General features: G+C 43.5%; 13 protein-coding genes. 7 read left to right on the forward strand and 6 right to left on the reverse strand.

All coding sequences use genetic code 11. From position 1 onward, the window contains the following. Window positions 1–367 precede the first annotated feature (367 nt). The 4 genes from guaB (at window position 368) to ABD772_RS17340 (ending at window position 5,065) form a co-directional block, all read left to right on the forward strand. Window positions 368–1,837, forward strand: a complete 1,470-nt coding sequence (gene guaB / locus ABD772_RS17325; RefSeq protein ID WP_345107424.1) for an IMP dehydrogenase — start codon at window positions 368–370, stop codon at window positions 1,835–1,837. Window positions 1,838–1,917: 80 nt separating this feature from the next. Continuing rightward, window positions 1,918–2,502 (forward strand): LOG family protein, encoded by a 585-nt coding sequence (locus tag ABD772_RS17330; protein WP_345107427.1) that lies wholly within the window; start codon window positions 1,918–1,920, stop codon window positions 2,500–2,502. A gap of 315 nt (window positions 2,503–2,817) precedes the next feature. Beyond that, window positions 2,818–4,446 (forward strand): acyl-CoA carboxylase subunit beta, encoded by a 1,629-nt coding sequence (locus ABD772_RS17335; RefSeq protein WP_345107430.1) that lies wholly within the window; start codon window positions 2,818–2,820, stop codon window positions 4,444–4,446. A gap of 46 nt (window positions 4,447–4,492) precedes the next feature. Then, on the forward strand, window positions 4,493–5,065 hold the full coding sequence (locus tag ABD772_RS17340) for a porin family protein (protein ID WP_345107433.1): 573 nt from the start codon (window positions 4,493–4,495) through the stop codon (window positions 5,063–5,065). Here the strand turns inward: ABD772_RS17340 and ABD772_RS17345 are convergent. The 5 genes from ABD772_RS17345 to ABD772_RS17365 form a co-directional block, all read right to left on the reverse strand. Then, window positions 5,062–6,168 (reverse strand): DUF3667 domain-containing protein, encoded by a 1,107-nt coding sequence (locus tag ABD772_RS17345; RefSeq protein ID WP_345107436.1) that lies wholly within the window; start codon window positions 6,166–6,168, stop codon window positions 5,062–5,064. The two genes, ABD772_RS17340 and ABD772_RS17345, sit on opposite strands and share 4 nt — an antisense overlap. Window positions 6,169–6,202: 34 nt before the next feature. Continuing rightward, window positions 6,203–7,462: a nucleoside permease gene (locus tag ABD772_RS17350; protein WP_345107439.1), complete on the reverse strand. Its 1,260-nt coding sequence runs from the start codon at window positions 7,460–7,462 to the stop codon at window positions 6,203–6,205. Between the two features lie 199 nt (window positions 7,463–7,661). Next, window positions 7,662–8,267 (reverse strand): bifunctional nuclease family protein, encoded by a 606-nt coding sequence (locus tag ABD772_RS17355; protein ID WP_345107442.1) that lies wholly within the window; start codon window positions 8,265–8,267, stop codon window positions 7,662–7,664. A 23-nt stretch (window positions 8,268–8,290) separates the two neighbouring features. Beyond that, the gene (locus ABD772_RS17360) at window positions 8,291–9,268 is read right to left on the reverse strand and encodes an electron transfer flavoprotein subunit alpha/FixB family protein (RefSeq protein ID WP_345107445.1); all 978 of its coding nucleotides are present in this window, start codon (window positions 9,266–9,268) and stop codon (window positions 8,291–8,293) included. 7 nt (window positions 9,269–9,275) lie between these two features. After that, the gene (locus tag ABD772_RS17365) at window positions 9,276–10,013 is read right to left on the reverse strand and encodes an electron transfer flavoprotein subunit beta/FixA family protein (protein ID WP_345107448.1); all 738 of its coding nucleotides are present in this window, start codon (window positions 10,011–10,013) and stop codon (window positions 9,276–9,278) included. 46 nt (window positions 10,014–10,059) lie between these two features. Between ABD772_RS17365 and ABD772_RS17370 the strand changes: the two genes are divergently transcribed. Next, window positions 10,060–10,398 (forward strand): tetratricopeptide repeat protein, encoded by a 339-nt coding sequence (locus tag ABD772_RS17370; RefSeq protein ID WP_345107451.1) that lies wholly within the window; start codon window positions 10,060–10,062, stop codon window positions 10,396–10,398. A 92-nt stretch (window positions 10,399–10,490) separates the two neighbouring features. Further along, window positions 10,491–11,696 (forward strand): chromate efflux transporter, encoded by a 1,206-nt coding sequence (chrA, locus tag ABD772_RS17375; RefSeq protein WP_425562846.1) that lies wholly within the window; start codon window positions 10,491–10,493, stop codon window positions 11,694–11,696. A 286-nt stretch (window positions 11,697–11,982) separates the two neighbouring features. Here chrA and dnaB read toward each other — a convergent pair whose 3' ends face one another. Beyond that, window positions 11,983–13,545: a replicative DNA helicase gene (gene dnaB, locus ABD772_RS17380; protein WP_425562847.1), complete on the reverse strand. Its 1,563-nt coding sequence runs from the start codon at window positions 13,543–13,545 to the stop codon at window positions 11,983–11,985. 272 nt (window positions 13,546–13,817) lie between these two features. Between dnaB and rlmB the strand changes: the two genes are divergently transcribed. Next, entirely contained in the window at window positions 13,818–14,579 is a 762-nt protein-coding gene (gene rlmB, locus ABD772_RS17385) for a 23S rRNA (guanosine(2251)-2'-O)-methyltransferase RlmB (RefSeq protein ID WP_345107456.1), read from the forward strand. Window positions 14,580–16,915: the final 2,336 nt, after the last annotated feature.

Genomic DNA, 16,915 nt, shown 5'->3' on the forward strand with positions numbered 1-16,915 from the left:
ACTAGCGAAATGAAGGTAGCTATCGACAGATAAATAGTGTAAACTTATTTCAGTACTAAATTAAAAGTGTAAATTCAATTAAGTATTAACAACCAAATCTGTAAACTTTTTTCAGGACGGGTCAGTCTTTTTTAGTGATCCAAAGTGATCCATAAATCACGTCAGTAAAACATAATTAATTGATTTAAAGTAGATTATAATTAACGGGTGATCCAATTGATCCAAAGTGATACACATTCGCGTGGATCACCTATACCCAACTGACACATTATTGTAAATCTTAGCCGATTCTGAAATCATACTTCTTAAATCCAAAATAAAATATTAGCTTTGCCCGGCAAATAATACCTCCAAATAATTATTTGCTATGCAGTCAGACCCATCAAAATTTGTCGCCGAAGGATTAACTTACGACGACGTATTATTACTCCCGGCTTATTCAGAAGTTTTACCGCGCGATGTGAATACCGCCTCCTTTTTAACTAAAAAGATCCGCTTAAATATTCCGTTGGTATCTGCCGCAATGGACACCGTTACCGAGTCGCAAATGGCTATCGCTATAGCTCAGGCAGGCGGCCTGGGCATGCTGCATAAAAACATGAGTATCGACCGCCAGGCCGACGAGGTGCGTAAAGTAAAACGTTCAGAAAGCGGAATGATCCAGGAGCCGGTTACGTTGCACGAGGCTTCAACTGTTGCCGATGCCGTAAAGATTATGCGTGAGTACAAAATTGGCGGTATCCCTGTAGTTGATGAGGCTAATACGCTGAAAGGCATCATCACCAACCGCGACCTGCGCTTCCAGAAAGAAATGACCAAACCGGTACATGATGTTATGACCAAAGATGGGCTGATAACCGCACCGCAGGGCACCACTTTAGCCCAGGCCGAAGTAATACTGCAACAGCAAAAAATTGAAAAGCTGCCGGTTGTTGATGAAAACGGCATTTTGATAGGTCTGATCACTTTCAAAGACATCCAGAAATTTAAAAACTTCCCTAATGCCTGTAAAGACGAGCATGGCCGCTTACGTGTAGGCGCTGCCGTTGGTGTTACTGCCGATACAATGGATCGTGTAGACGCTCTTGTAAAAGCCGGGGTTGATGTTATTGCTATCGACACCGCACACGGTCACTCAAAAGGTGTTATCGATAAATTAAGAGAAGTAAAAACAAAATACCCTGACCTGCAGGTTATAGCAGGTAACGTAGCCACGGGCGATGGCGCTTTGGCTTTAGCCAATGCAGGCGCTGACGGCGTTAAAGTAGGTATAGGTCCGGGTTCAATTTGCACAACCCGTATTATTGCCGGCGTAGGGGTACCTCAGTTATATGCAGTTTACGAGTGTGCCAGAGCCTTGAAAGGCACCGGTGTGCCGGTTATTGCCGATGGGGGTATAAAACATACCGGCGACATTGCGAAAGCCATTGCCGCGGGCGCAGGTACCATCATGGCAGGCTCGTTATTTGCCGGGGTTGAAGAATCGCCGGGCGAGAGCATCATCTATGAAGGCCGTCGCTTTAAATCATACAGAGGTATGGGCTCTATTGAGGCGATGGAACAAGGTTCAAAAGACCGCTATTTCCAGGATGTAGAGGACGATATCAAGAAACTGGTACCAGAAGGTATCGTTGGTCGCGTACCCTACAAAGGCACATTGGCCGAAGTGATCTACCAGTTTGTAGGTGGCTTGCGCGCCAGCATGGGCTACTGTGGTGCTAAAGACATCGAGGCCCTGCAGCAAGCCAAATTTGTACGTATCACCGCTTCAGGTATCCGCGAATCACATCCGCACGATATTACGATTACTAAGGAAGCACCGAATTATACCCGATAATTATTGAGCTACTGAATTATAGAATTATTGATTGAATTTAATTCTATAATTCAGTAATTCTATAATTCAATAACTAAAACATGCAAAGCATCGCCATATTTTGCGGCGCCAATTATAACGGCGATCCTGTCTTAAAAGAAGCCATTGAACTTTTGGCCGAGGTAATGGTAAGCAAAAATATTACGCTGGTTTTTGGCGGCGGCAGGGTAGGCGTTATGGGTTTAATAGCTGATGCTGTATTGCAGCGAGGCGGCAAAGCCATTGGTGTGATCCCGGGATTTTTAATGGATAAAGAAGTTGGTCATACCGGCTTGACTGAGATGCACGTGGTTGAAAACATGCACCAACGCAAGCAACTGATGAATGATCTTTGCAATGGTATTATCATGCTTCCCGGCGGTTTCGGTACGCTGGAAGAATTTTTTGAAGTTTTAACCTGGCTGCAGCTGGGGTTACATCAACATCCCGTTGGTATATTAAACGTCAATGGCTTTTACGATCATCTGCTAGAACAAATGGACATAATGGTTGAGCAGCGTTTTCTGAAACCTGCGAACCGCGAATTAGTCATCACTTCGGCTGATGCTATTGAATTGGTCGACTTGATGGAAAAGGTAAAAATTGAACCTGATGACGTTTGGTTCAAAGACCGGAATCTTTCCTGAAAATTATTATTTTATTTTAGCGGATTGGTAATTGCAAGCGGCAAGTGCGGCTAGCGTAACGCTGGGTATTTGTGTTACTAAAACCTTACTGTAAATACGCGGCAGCACATTAAATCGTCGGCACAAGTAAGCTATTATCAAAATAGTCATCAGTTAATCAGGGATTATTTATCGCTTATACGAATCAGAAAACCAAAGGTTACGATTGTATTTTATGTAATGGAAATATTGCAGTTTATATTATCTTGCTGGTAGTAACACAAACGCGTGTGTTGAACGTTTTTATTTAAATTATATTCTCTTATCGCCTAAATTATGGATATCGAATTCAATAAAAACGAGGATATTAACAAGCAACTGGTTTATGAAGTAAGCACCCGGCTTAAAAAGATATATCATGGAGGCGGTGAGAAGGCTGCTGCGAGGCAAAAGGAAAAAGGCAAAATGCTGGCCCGCGAACGTATTGCTTACTTGATTGATAAAGATTCAAACTGGCTGGAGATTGGCGCTTTTGCCGGCGACTGCATGTATACTGAACATGGCGGCTGTCCGTCGGGTGGTGTTATAACGGGTATTGGTTACGTTTCAGGCAGACAATGTATAATTGTAGCTAACGATGCAACGGTAAAAGCCGGTGCATGGTTTCCAATAACTGCTAAGAAAAACCTGCGTGCGCAGGAAATTGCCTTGGAGAACCGCTTGCCGATTATTTATCTGGTTGACTCAGCCGGTGTCTTTTTGCCTTTGCAGGATGAGATTTTCCCGGACAAAGAACACTTTGGTCGTATTTTCAGAAACAATGCACAGATGAGCAGTATGGGCATTATCCAGATAGCTGCCATCATGGGTTCGTGTGTAGCCGGCGGAGCTTATCTGCCAATCATGAGCGACGAAGCGATGATTGTTGAAGGTACGGGATCAGTGTTTCTGGCCGGAGCATTCCTGGTAAAATCTGCTATTGGTGAGGATGTTGATAACGAAACCCTTGGGGGTGCCACCACGCATTGCGAAATATCCGGGGTGACTGATTATAAACAACCCAATGACAAAGCGGCGCTGGATTCAATTCGCAATATCATGAGCATGGTTGGCGATTTTACCAAAGCCGGTTTTGATCGTATTAAGCCCGCCGTCCCAAAATTGAATCCTAAAGAAATTTATGGCCTGGTGCCAGATAACCGTGAAAAGGCTTACGATATGCTCGAAATTGTCCTCCGTTTACTGGATAATTCAGAATTTGAAGAATATAAAGCGGGCTATGGGCAATCCATCATCTGTGGTTTGGGCCGTGTTGACGGGTGGGCGGTAGGCATTGTTGCCAATCAACGCAAACTTATCAAATCAAAAAAGGGCGAGATGCAGTTTGGTGGGGTTATTTATTCAGACTCAGCAGACAAGGCCACCCGGTTTATTATGAATTGTAATCAGAAAAGAATACCATTGATTTTCTTACAGGATGTTACCGGGTTTATGGTGGGCAGTCGTTCAGAGCAGGGCGGTATTATTAAGGACGGGGCTAAAATGGTCAATGCAGTGGCTAATTCGGTTGTGCCCAAATTTACTTTTGTTATCGGTAACTCGTATGGTGCAGGTAATTACGCCATGTGTGGTAAAGCTTATGATCCACGATTGATCTACGCTTGGCCAACAGCAAAAATAGCAGTGATGGGTGGCGCACAGGCTGCTAAAACATTGGTGCAAATACAGGCAGCAGGAATGAAAGCCAAAGGCCAGGAGGTGACTGCAGAACAAGAAGCAGAACTACTCAAACAAACCACCGACCGTTACCATGCGCAAACCACACCATATTACGCAGCTGCAAGGCTCTGGGTTGATGGGATCATCGATCCGCTGGAGACTCGCCGCATTATTTCTATGGGTATTGAAGCGGCCAATCATGCACCCATTGAGAAAGCATTTAATGTAGGCATCATACAAACCTGATAAATTATTATTTATACTTTTATCCATCAATTCAACTCACAAAGCCATGAAAAAAACACTATTGATCTTAACTGTCGTTGTGGCAACGGCATTTTCATCCAAAGCACAGGTAATTCCAAGTTTTGCATTTGGTATTAAAGGCGGGATGAACTTAACAAGTATTTCCAAAACCGGGACTTTTGCTACCGATAATCGGGCAGGTTACCTGGGCGGCATCTGGGCGCGTTTTGGTGCTTTGGGTTTTAACTTCCAGCCCGAGGCTTACGTAACCGGCAAAAATGTAACCGTCGATGGCGTTAAGCAAAAATTTACCAGTGTTGATGTGCCTTTACTGTTTGGTGGTAAAATTGGCGCTTTTGGCCTGGGTGCCCGTTTCTATACTGGCCCGCTGGTTTCGTTCGCTATTAATAAAGATCAGAATTATGGGGCGGCTGCCGGTAATATTGCACGCCTGAACTATAAAAATCAGAATTATGCCTGGAATGTAGGAGCGGGTGTTGATATCCGCAGTTTATCTGTCGATTTACGTTATGAAGCAGGCCTGAGTAAACAAGATTACGGAATGGGATCGACCAAGATTAACCTGTTCAATTTGTCTTTAGCCTACAAATTGTTTTAATCGAACAATGCCACAGCCATTGCCAGGATGCCCATACAGGCTAGAAACACAAACGAGTAGCTAAAAAATAACCCCAGCATCTTGGTGATGGTTCTTCGCGCAGTACGATGATACATTACCCGTAGTGATTTATAAGTATACCAGATGATTACCAAGACAGCAATGCTATCCAGGTAGTCACCAATATCCCACGAATGTGGCAGCATCATCTTGATCAGTATGATCATCGACATAAACAAAAACAAAAAGCAATGGAAGTGGAATGAGTAAATGAGGTGTTCCACATAAAATTTCCTGCTTTTCCAGAAAGCAATTTTTAATAGTAAGGCAAACAAGGGCAGCAACAAAAACATCATTTTTGGCGCGTTATGTTTGATGCCTTCTAGAATTACATTGTTAATATCTTCGCCACTGGCATTTAGTTCGTATTCGCGTTTGCGTACGTAGCGTACAATGAAATTGTCTTTTTTACCGGGCGATAGTTTAGCCTGCCGGGCCAGATAAAGCTCGTAAGTTGTATCTTTCATGCGGATGGCCTCGTCTGCATCATCGCCGTCCCAAAACGTAATATGATTTTTTAGTTTCTTATTCTTATCAGGCGTTTCTGTAACGAAATCCACATCTCCTGATTCATTTAGAACAACCTTGTTATTGCTTTGGGCAGTCTTTAAAATACTTTTTTCAAGCTTGCTTGTCTTGGGGTCTTGTATTAGGCTATCCAGTTGATGTTTAGTGGCGGCCAGCTCTTTTTTACTTTTCGGATTATTTGATTGCCTGAGCTTTGTGTCTTTTGCATCATTTTTAAAAAACAGCAAGAAAAAAACCAGGCTGATGAAAATGTACATTTTCACCGGATGCAGGTATTGTGCCCTTTTGCCGAGCATATACTCAATGGTGAGTTTGCCGGGTTGAAATAATAAGGGTTTAAACGTATGGAAAAACTGATGATCAAAATGAAAATAATCACTTATTGTATGATTCATTACGTGTCCGAAGCTTTCGCGTAGCTCCAGGTTTTCCTGCCCGCATACGTGGCAAAATTTGCCTTGTAATTCGGTTCCGCAGTTAGCGCAATCGTTCTCTTTGCGATAATGTTTTTTCATTAGTTAATTAAATCAACGAATGGCATAAGGTATTTTAAGCGTGTTTAATAGCGTGTTCTAGAGCTGCATTGTGCTTGTACTTAAATACAAACGGAAATATCACTGATATTACTAACGCATAAGCTGCAAAGCAAAGCCAGATGCCATGCCAGTCTTTAACGCCGTTTGACATGGTGAAAAATTTATCGATGATCAAACCGCTGGCAAAGCTGCCAAACAATGCTCCAAAGCCATTAACCATCATCATAAATAAACCCTGAGCACTGCCCCTTATTTCGGGTGCAGCTTGTGTTTCAACGAATAGCGAGCCGGAAATATTGAAAAAGTCGAAAGCCATACCATAAACGATACACGATAAAACAATCATCCATAAACCCTCGGCCGGGTTACCAAAAGCGAATAAACCGAAACGCAACACCCAGGCCAGCATACTAAATAACATAACGTACTTGATACCAAACTGCCGTAGAAAAAATGGTATGGCCAAAATAAACAAGGTCTCTGATATTTGTGAGATAGACATAATAATGGCGGGATATTTTACCGCTATAGTGTCTTGATATGCAGTGGTTTTTGCAAAGTCATGAATGTAAGTATCGCCGTAGGCATTAGTTAATTGCAATGCCGCGCCCAACAGCAACGAAAAGGCAAAGAAAATGGCAAATCGTGATGATTTAAATAACGCGAAGGCATTAAGACCTAAAGAACCCGCCAGGGTAGCGTTATCAACCTTACTCAATAAAGGCGGGCATTTTGGTAAGGTGAATGAATATAATCCCAAAGTTAACGCTATTGCCGAAGCGATATAAAATTGATTAGCTGAGGTTTCGTTATGTGTTAAACTTACCGCCCATAAAGCAGCAATAAAACCAATGGTACCCCAAATACGGATGGGCGGATATTCTTTTACAACGTCGATATTATTCTTCTTTAATGCCGAATAAGCTACTGTTATAGATAGCGACAGGGTTGGCATGTAAAATATCATGTTGATTAGCATCACCCAGAAAAAAGTAGTTGGGTCTGTAACCATCGGCAGGCAGGCCAGCACTACGGCCCCCAGGATATGCATAATGCCATATAGTTTTTCGGCGTTGATGAATTTATCAGAAATGATACCGGTTATGGCGGGCATAAAAATAGCCGAAATGCCCATGGTTGAGAAGATAATGCCAAACTGCGCGCCAGACCAATGCTTGTTCTGGAACCAATATGCACCTATAGTAAGCAACCACGCCCCCCATATAAAAAATTGCATAAAATTCATCAGTATTAAGCGAAACTTAATATTCATACAGTCTGGTTTTAATCGATCTTGATCAGTTAAAAATTCAAAATCTGAAAGTACTGAATTTTATGAGAAAAAGGAAAGAGAGAATAACGATTAGTTAATAAGCTTTCAAAAGATTGGTGACTGAAGATTAAAGATCGGTTTGTCAGTCAATAGCAAAAGCAATTAATTGAAAGCCGAACAACTAATCTTTAATCTTCTACTACGACGCTTTCCGTTTGTTCAGTTCATCCCTAATCTTAGCCGCTTTTTCATATGATTCTTCAGCCAGCGCCTCCTGCAATTTGGCTTTTAATTCTTCAGTACTTAGTGCGCCAAAACCTGAACTTGCTGTTGATGACACAGATGATATTTCTTCGGGCGTTTCGGCAATGTTTTCAAGGTAAACAAAATCGTTACCCTCAATTACGATACCTGCGCTTGATAAAATGAATTCGTAGGTGTAAATAGGGCATTCAAAACGCACGGCTATGGCAATGGCATCAGATGTACGGGCATCAATCTCCATTACTTTTTTGCCGTCGCTGCAAATGAGTTTTGAATAAAAAATACCGTCAACCAGGTTATAAATGATCACTTCCTGTACCATGATGTTATAAGCTTCGGCAAAGCTTTTAAACAAGTCGTGGGTTAGAGGGCGGCTTGGGGTCATTTTCTCAATTTCAATAGCAATGGCCTGAGCCTCAAAGCTGCCGATGATTATTGGCAAACGGCGTCGTCCGCCAACTTCGCCCAATACCAAGGCGTATGCGCCTGATTGTGTCTGGCTGTATGACAAGCCCACAATATCAAGCTTTATTTTTTTCATGTTATTACCCATCACAACAATCCTTATACTAAGGCTTTATGTTCTTTAATAGCTGCTATCAATTTTGGTACCACTTCAAAGGCGTCGCCAACAATGCCGTAATCGGCAACTTTAAAAATAGGCGCTTCGGGGTCTTTATTAATTGCCACAATGACCTTCGATGAACTGATACCTGCCAGGTGCTGAATAGCACCCGAAATTCCTATTGCAATATACAAATTAGGACTGATAGCTATGCCTGTTTGTCCGACGTGTTCGCTATGAGGTCGCCAGCCCGCGTCCGACACCGGTTTTGAGCAAGCTGTCGCTGCACCTAATACTCCGGCCAGTTCTTCGATCATTTCCCAGTTTTCAGGGCCTTTAAGGCCACGCCCGCCCGATACAACAATATCCGCATCGGGCAAGGAAACTTTGTCTGAAGAGCGCACAATCTCTTTCAATATGGTTTTAAGGTCTGATGCCTTAATGTCAACACTAAATTCTTCAATTTTAGCCGGTTTGGCAACCTCGACTACCTTGTACGAGTTAGGTGTAAGCGCGATAACTTTAACAGCTGACGTTAACTCGACTATCGCAAATGCTTTACCCGAGAAAGCAGTTTTTTTGACCGTGAACCTGCCTCCGTTTTGTTCAGGCAGTGCCACTGCGCCGTCAACCACACCTGCATCCAGTTTTACACTGATGCGCGGAGCCAGGCCGCGACCTGAAAATGAATTAGATAGTACGACAATAGCAGCGCCTTCTTTTTTTGCAGCCTCTGCAATAACCGAAGCGTAAGCCTGGTTTATAAAGTTTTTAAGCTGGCTGTTAGTAACAGTTAATATTTTATCGGCGCCATATTTAGCCAGTGCACTTAGTTCGTCGGTGTTGACATTACCTATCGATAAAGCAGTGAGTGTAGTATTGCTTTGATCGGCAACGGCACGGGCATAGCATACCGCTTCAAAAATTGATTTTTTGAACTTGCCCCCGGCGTTTTCTGTATATATTAAAACTGACATATTCTAATTAAATAACCCGGGCCTTGGTATGCAATAACTCGACTAGTTTCGCCGGATCATCGGCCCCGATTAGTTCTACCTGACCGCGGGGTGCCGGTGTTTCATAACTGATGATCTCTGAATTTGTTTTTACATCAACCGCTTCAATAACAATTAACGGTTTGGTACGCGCCGACATAATGCCGCGCATGTTGGGGATCTTTGGTTCTGAAACGCCTTCGGCAGCGCCTGCAACAAGCGGCAAAGGGATAGTTAAAACTTCCTTACCGCCTTCAATTTCGCGCTCGACAGTAGCTTGATTTCCTTCAATATCCAGTTTTTTTACAATAGATGCTGATGGAATATCCAATAACTCGCCCAGCATGCCAGCTACTTTTGAACCATTGTAGTCTATTGACTCACGGCCCGTCAATATAAGGTCGAACGGGTTTGATTTCACAAATTGTGCTATCTGGTAAGTCACAAACCAGGCATCATGCGGTTTGGCATTTATGCGTACAGCATCGGTTGCTCCTATGGCCAATGCCTTGCGTATAGTAGGCTCGGTAGAGGCATCGCCTACATTGATAACGGTAACCTTGCCGTTACCACCCTCGGTTAATTCGATAGCACGCGCAAGGGCTATTTCGTCGTACGGGTTTAAAATGAATTGAACTCCGTTTGCATTAAATTGCGTGTTGTTATCGGTAAAAGTTATTTTTGTGGTGGTATCCGGAACATTACTTATACATACCAAAATATTCATAAGCGTTGATTTTTACAAATCTAGATAAAAAAGACAGGGTTTAAAAATGGAGACAAGCAGATTAGAAAAGCTATTGGAGTTTATTAAAAACGAACCGAACGACGAGTTTTTAAAATATGCCCTGGCTACTGAATATCTCCGTTTAAACGATGCTGGCAAAGCCCTGCAGTATTACGAAGATCTGGTGACTAACCATCCGCAATACTCAGGAACTTACTACCATTTAGGTAAATTATATGAGGCCTTAAGCCGTAAAGACGACGCTATCAAAACCTACGAAAAAGGAATGGAGATCACTAAAGCTAAACGCGACAATCATGCGTTTAATGAGCTGCAAGGTGTATATCGTGAGTTGATTGGCTGGGATGATGACGATGATTATTGATATAAAATAGGGTATCACCCTGAGGCTCTCGAAGGGTGAGCGTAGCCCGCCCTCATGCTTCGAGAGCCTCAGCATGACAGCCCATTAAACAGGTGATATTGAAAAAACGCCAACTTCTTTTTTTAAGCGATGCTTTTATCTATACGTTGAGTGCATTTGGCGGTCCGCAAGGGCATATTGCGGTTATGCTGCGCGAGTTTGTACAGAAACGTAACTATATTTCAGAAGAGGAGTTAATGGAGCTGAACGCCCTGGCGCAGGTGTTGCCCGGCCCCTCATCCACGCAGACATTGGTAGGTATTGCCTGGAAAGTAGGCGGATTGTGGTTGGCTATTGCTACCTTCTTACTTTGGATTTTACCCTCGGCAGCAATGATGTGCGCAGCCGCTATCAGTTATAAAATGTTTGCCGACAGGGGCAGGATGGTAGATGTCCTGAAGTTTATCAGGCCTGCGGCGGTTGGGATAGTGGCTTATGCTACTTACACCTTTGCCTGCAGGTTCCTCAAAACGCGTATTAGTACCATGCTGGCAATAGGCTCATTTATCGCGACGCTGATCCTGCAGAATGCTTATGCTTTCCCGATACTGATTTTGCTGGGTGGCATCGTATCGTCCGCCCTTGATACCCAGCCGCAAGAGGCCGAGTTGCGGGTTAAACTATTTGCCAATGTCAATCCTAATAAGGTAATGTACTTTATAGGTGTGCTGCTGGCGTTTGCAGCGTTGGGTGCCGTTATTAACCGTACGTCGCCATTCAGTTTGCCTATACGCATGTTTGAGAACTTTTACCGAAATGGCATCATGATCTTTGGTGGCGGGCAGGTGCTGGTACCGTTAATGTATACCGAGTTTGTCGAGGTGAAACATTACCTCTCGGGCGCCGAATTTCTGTCGGGATATGCATTGCAGCAAGCTTTACCTGGGCCTACATTTTGTTTTACGTCGTTTTTAGGCGGCGTAGTTATGGGCAATCATGGTTATGGTGTAGGCGGACAAATTGTTGGTAGTTTGGTTGCTGTTATCGGTATTAACTCGCCGGGGCTGATATTGATCCTGTTTATTGTGCCATTTTGGGATGACCTGAAAAAGATAACACGTATCAGAAATTCATTAAGCGGTATCAATGCGGTAGCGGTAGGTTTTATGGCGACGGCGCTGATTTCCCTGACACGGCCGTTCGGATTGGATCCGATGGCTTACGCCGTTATTGTTGGAACCTTTTGTTTGCTGCAATTCACCAAAGTAAAAACCCCGATAGTTATAGTGATCGGGGTAGTGCTGGGGCTGATATTTTAACAGGTAGAACCGAGAGGTGATGTGATCCACGCGAATGTGTATCACTTTGGATCAGTTGGATCACCCTTTAATTGTAATCTGCTTTAAATCAGCATATTGGGTATTTTTGTCGCGAATTGACGGATCACTTTGGATCACTTTTTCTGACTTATAAGTCGTTTTTGGGTCCGCAGGTGGATCACTTTTGGATCACTTTTATGTTTGTCATTTCTCCCGTTGGCCAATGACAAACGGGAGAGTGTATTTACTAATAACGCTACGCTATTATCCCTTCAAAGGGCGGGGGCTAAAATGGTGGCTCATCATCGATATCATCCATTCGCGAGGGACGGATGATAAAGTTACTCGGTTTGTCAAAGTCGCTTGAAGGGTTAAGGCCGGCAAAGGCACCGCCCGCTACCGGGAATGAATCGCCGGTATCCAGATCCTGGAACTTAACATATTTACCTACGAATTTCAGTCGCACAGTGCCCGTTTCACCGTTACGGTGCTTGGCAATGATTACCTCGCCGACACCTTTGGTAGGATTGTTATCCTCGTCTACCTCTAAGCCGTAATATTCGGGACGATATAAGAACAATACCATATCCGCATCCTGCTCTATAGAGCCTGATTCACGCAAATCTGAAAGCATAGGGCGCTTGTTGGTACCGGGACGGCTTTCAACCGCGCGGCTCAATTGCGAGAGCGCAATTACGGGCACATTCAACTCTTTAGCTACCGATTTCAACGCCCGTGATATACTGCCAATTTCCTGCTCGCGGTTGCCACCGCCTTTGTTATCGCTTTTGCCATGCATCAATTGCAGGTAGTCGATGATGATGAGCTGAATATCATACTGCGATTTTAAACGGCGGCATTTAGCCCTGAACTCAAAGATGTTCAATGCCGGGGTATCGTCAATAATAAGGGGCGCCTGCTCCAGGCGGCCAATCTTAGAGTGGATCTGTTGCCATTCCCACTCCTCCAAAGTACCCTTACGGATCTTTTCCTGCTCAATTTCAGTTTCGCCCGAAACCAGACGATTCACCAGTTGTACCGACGACATCTCGAGCGAGAACACCACTACCGGTTTCTCAAAATCAACTGCTGCGTTGCGTGCGCAGGTTAGCACAAAAGCCGTTTTACCCATCGCCGGGCGGGCCGCAATGATCACCAGGTCAGACTTTTGCCAACCCGAGGTCATACGGTCAAGGTCGGTAAAGCCTGAAGCTACACCGGTCAGGCCGTCTTTCTTATCTTTCAGTGCCTCGATCTCTTTTAAGGTTTCGCGTAAGATGTCGTCCATTTTACGCGAGTCGCGACGCAGGTTGTTTTGGGCGATATCGAAAAGGTTCTTTTCCGCTTTATCCAACAAGTCGAGCACATCGGTTGTATCTTCGTACGCGCTGGTAATGATCTCTGTAGATATGCGGATGAGTTCGCGCTGAATAAATTTTTGAATGATTATACGCGCATGATACTCAATGTTAGCTGCTGAAGCTACCCGGTTGGTGAGTTCAGTAATGTAGTAAGCACCGCCAATCATTTCCAGTTCTCCCTGTACACGCAGTTGCGCGGTCACCGTCAAAATATCAACAGGCGATGTTTTTTCGAACAGATATTGTATGGTCTTGAATATTTTTTGATGTGCGTCTTTGTAAAAGATATCCGGTTTCAGAATATCAATCACAGACGACAGCGCATCTTTCTCCAACATCAAAGCACCCAGTACCGCTTCTTCTAAATCAACAGCTTGCGGGGGTAATTTGCCTAAACCAGTGTAGGGGGTAGGATTGGTTATCCGGCTACGTTTGTCGTTAGTGTTCGGCTTGTAATTTGGGGTGTCGTTCTCAAAAATCATGGTCATCAAAAATATACTAAAAAACGGCGAATTTACCCGTGGTTGATTACTTTTTTTTGCGTGAGCCAAAACGCCAAAATCAACACAATTTTCAATATCGTTATTAACAGCAGATTGTTGAGAAATATAAATTTTGGCTGTAAAACGCCTTTTTTAAAGCGTTGTTGGTAAATTGGCTTTGCTAATTAAACCTAAAATTTATAAATCAATCACAGCGTAATTGCCGGCGGCACAAAGTTAATTAATATGGCTACTTTTGCCGTGAAAATAACAGCAAAATGTATAATAATAAAAGAGAGCCCCGCGAAAGTAACCAGGTAGTTTTTGGTATCCGCGCGGTTATTGAAGCCATCAAATCAGGTAAAGAAATTGAGTCATTATACATACAGCGCGGCATAGGCGGCGGCCTGCTTGCCGAGCTTAAAGAACTACTGGCCGAGTATCAAATTGTGGCCCAACAGGTACCGGTTGAAAAACTGAACCGTATCACCATGAAAAACCATCAGGGAGTGATCGCATTCATATCGCCGATAACTTATCAAAAGATCGAAGATATCATTCCGCAGATATTTGAAAAAGGAGAGACACCGTTAATCCTGATACTCGATGCAATAACCGATGTACGCAACATGGGTGCTATAGCCCGTACGGCAGAATGCAGCGGAGTGCATGCCATAGTAGTACCGGCAAAAGGATCGGCACAGATAAACCCGGACGCCATTAAAACATCTGCCGGAGCATTGTATAAAATTCCGGTTTGCCGTCATGATAATTTTATGCAGACGGTTAAATTCATACAGGAGTCGGGCCTGCAGCTGGTGTGCTGCACCGAAAAAACCCAGGAATACATTTACAAACCAGACTACACCGCACCCACAGCTATTGTCATGGGATCAGAAGAAGATGGGGTACGCAATGACATCATCCGCATTGCCGATCACCTGGCTAAGATCCCGATGTACGGCGAGATCGAGTCGCTGAATGTTTCTGTGGCAACAGGGATTATTTTATATGAAGCGATCAGACAGCGGTTAGGTTAACATATTTTGCCATTCTGAGATATAAAATCCGGGGGCCTCTAAAGGTTCAATGACAATATTTTGTTTATGTCATCTCGACCAACGGGAGAGATCTATACACACGCTAGGCATGGTGTGACTGTCCTTGTATAGATTTCTCCCTATGGTCGAAATGACAACGTTATCTTTTTGTTATAGGTAGCGTAGGGATAGCAAAGAATCTGCCGGGCGGCGATTGTATAGTTCACAGATCCTTCGCTATCGCTCAGGATGACAGGTTGGTTCAAGATAACGGGTCGGTTTAGGATGACAGGTTGATTGTAAAAATGAAATAGCCTTCATCCCTTTTGCTGAGATATAAAATCCGGAGTCTAAAGGTTCAATGATAATATTTTGTTTATGTCATCTCGACCATAGGGAGAGATCTATACACACGCTACGCATGGTGTGACCGTCCGTGTATAGATTTCTCCCTATGGTCGAAATGACAACCTTATCTTTTTGTTATAGGTAGCGTAGCGATAGTAAAGAATCTGCGGGCGGCGATTGTATAGTTTACAGATCCTTCGCTATCCCTCAGGATGACAGGTTGGTTCAAGATAACGGGTCGGTTCAGGATGACAAGTTGATTGTAAAAATGAAAGAGCCTTCATCCCTTTTGCTGAGACATGTAAAATCCGGAGTCTAAAGGTTCAATGACAATATTTTGTTTATGTCATCTCGACCATAGGGAGAGATCTATACACACGCTAGGCATGGTGTGACCATCCTTGTATAGATTTCTCCCTATGGTCGAAATGACAACGTTATCTTTTTGTTATAGGTAGCGTAGCGATAGCAAAGAATCTGCCGGGCGGCGATTGTATAGTTCACAGATCCTTCGCTATCGCTCAGGATGACAGGTTGGTTCAAGATGACAGGTCGGTTCAGGATGACAAGTTGATTGTAAAAATGAAATAGCCTTCATCCCTTTTGCTGAGACATGTAAAATCCGGAGTCTAAAGGTTCAACGACAATATTTTGTTTATGTCATCTCGACCATAGGGAGAGATCTATACACACGCTACGCATGGTGTGACTGTCCTTGTATAGATTTCTCCCTATGGTCGAAATGACAACGTTATCTTTTTATTATAGGTAGCGTAGCGATAGCAAAGAATCTGGCCGGGCGGCGATTGTATAGTTCACAGATCCTTCGCTATCGCTCAGGATGACAGGTTGGTTCAAGATGACAGGTCGGTTCAGGATGACAGGTTGATTGTAAAAATGAAATAGCCTTCATCCCTTTTGCTGAGACATGTAAAATCCGGAGTCTAAAGGTTCAATGACAATATTTTGTTTATGTCATCTCGACCAACGGGAGAGATCTATACACACGCTAAGCATGGTGTGACTGTCCGTGTATAGATTTCTCCCTATGGTCGAAATGACAACCTTATCTTTTTGTTATAGGTAGCGTAGCGATAGTAAAGAATCTGCCGGGCGGCGATTGTATAGTTCACAGATCCTTCGCTATCGCTCAGGATGACAGGTTGGTTCAAGATAACGGGTCGGTTCAGGATGACAAGTTGATTGTAAAAATGAAATAGCCTTCATCCCTTTTGCTGAGACATGTAAAATCCGGAGTCTAAAGGTTCAACGACAATATTTTGTTTATGTCATCTCGACCATAGGGAGAGATCTATACACACGCTACGCATGGTGTGACCATCCTTGTATAGATTTCTCCCTATGGTCGAAATGACAACGTTATCTTTTTGTTATAGGTAGCGTAGCGATAGCAAAGAATCTGCCGGGCGGCGATTGTATAGTTCACAGATCCTTCGCTATCCCTCAGGATGACAGGTTGATTGTAAAAATGAAATAGCCTTTCATCCCTTTTGCTGAGACATGTAAAATCCGGAGTCTAAAGGTTCAACGACAATATTTTGTTTATGTCATCTCGACCATAAGGAGAGATCTATACACACGCTACGCATGGTGTGACCGTCCTTGTATAGATTTCTCCCTATGGTCGAAATGACAACGTTATCTTTTTGTTATTAGGTAGCGTAGCGATAGCAAAGAATCTGCCGCGCGACGATTGTATAGTTCACAGATCCTTCACTATCCCTCAGGATGACAGGCTGGTTTAGGGTGACAAGTTGGTTCAGGATAACAGGGCGATTCCGGATGACAGTGTGATTCAGGGTGGCAAAGTTGATTATAAAAATAAAAGAGGCTGTCTCAATGAAGTGAACCCCAAAAGTTAGACAAAAACTTTTGGGGTTACTTTTATGTCAAAACACACATTTGAAGAGAAACTTGATGTAGTTTTTCAAGTAAGAAAGGGAAAGCCGATTCTGCGGATATCCCGC

It is taken from the genome of Mucilaginibacter panaciglaebae (genome assembly GCF_039539265.1).
Taxonomy (GTDB): Bacteria; Bacteroidota; Bacteroidia; order Sphingobacteriales; family Sphingobacteriaceae; genus Mucilaginibacter; species Mucilaginibacter panaciglaebae.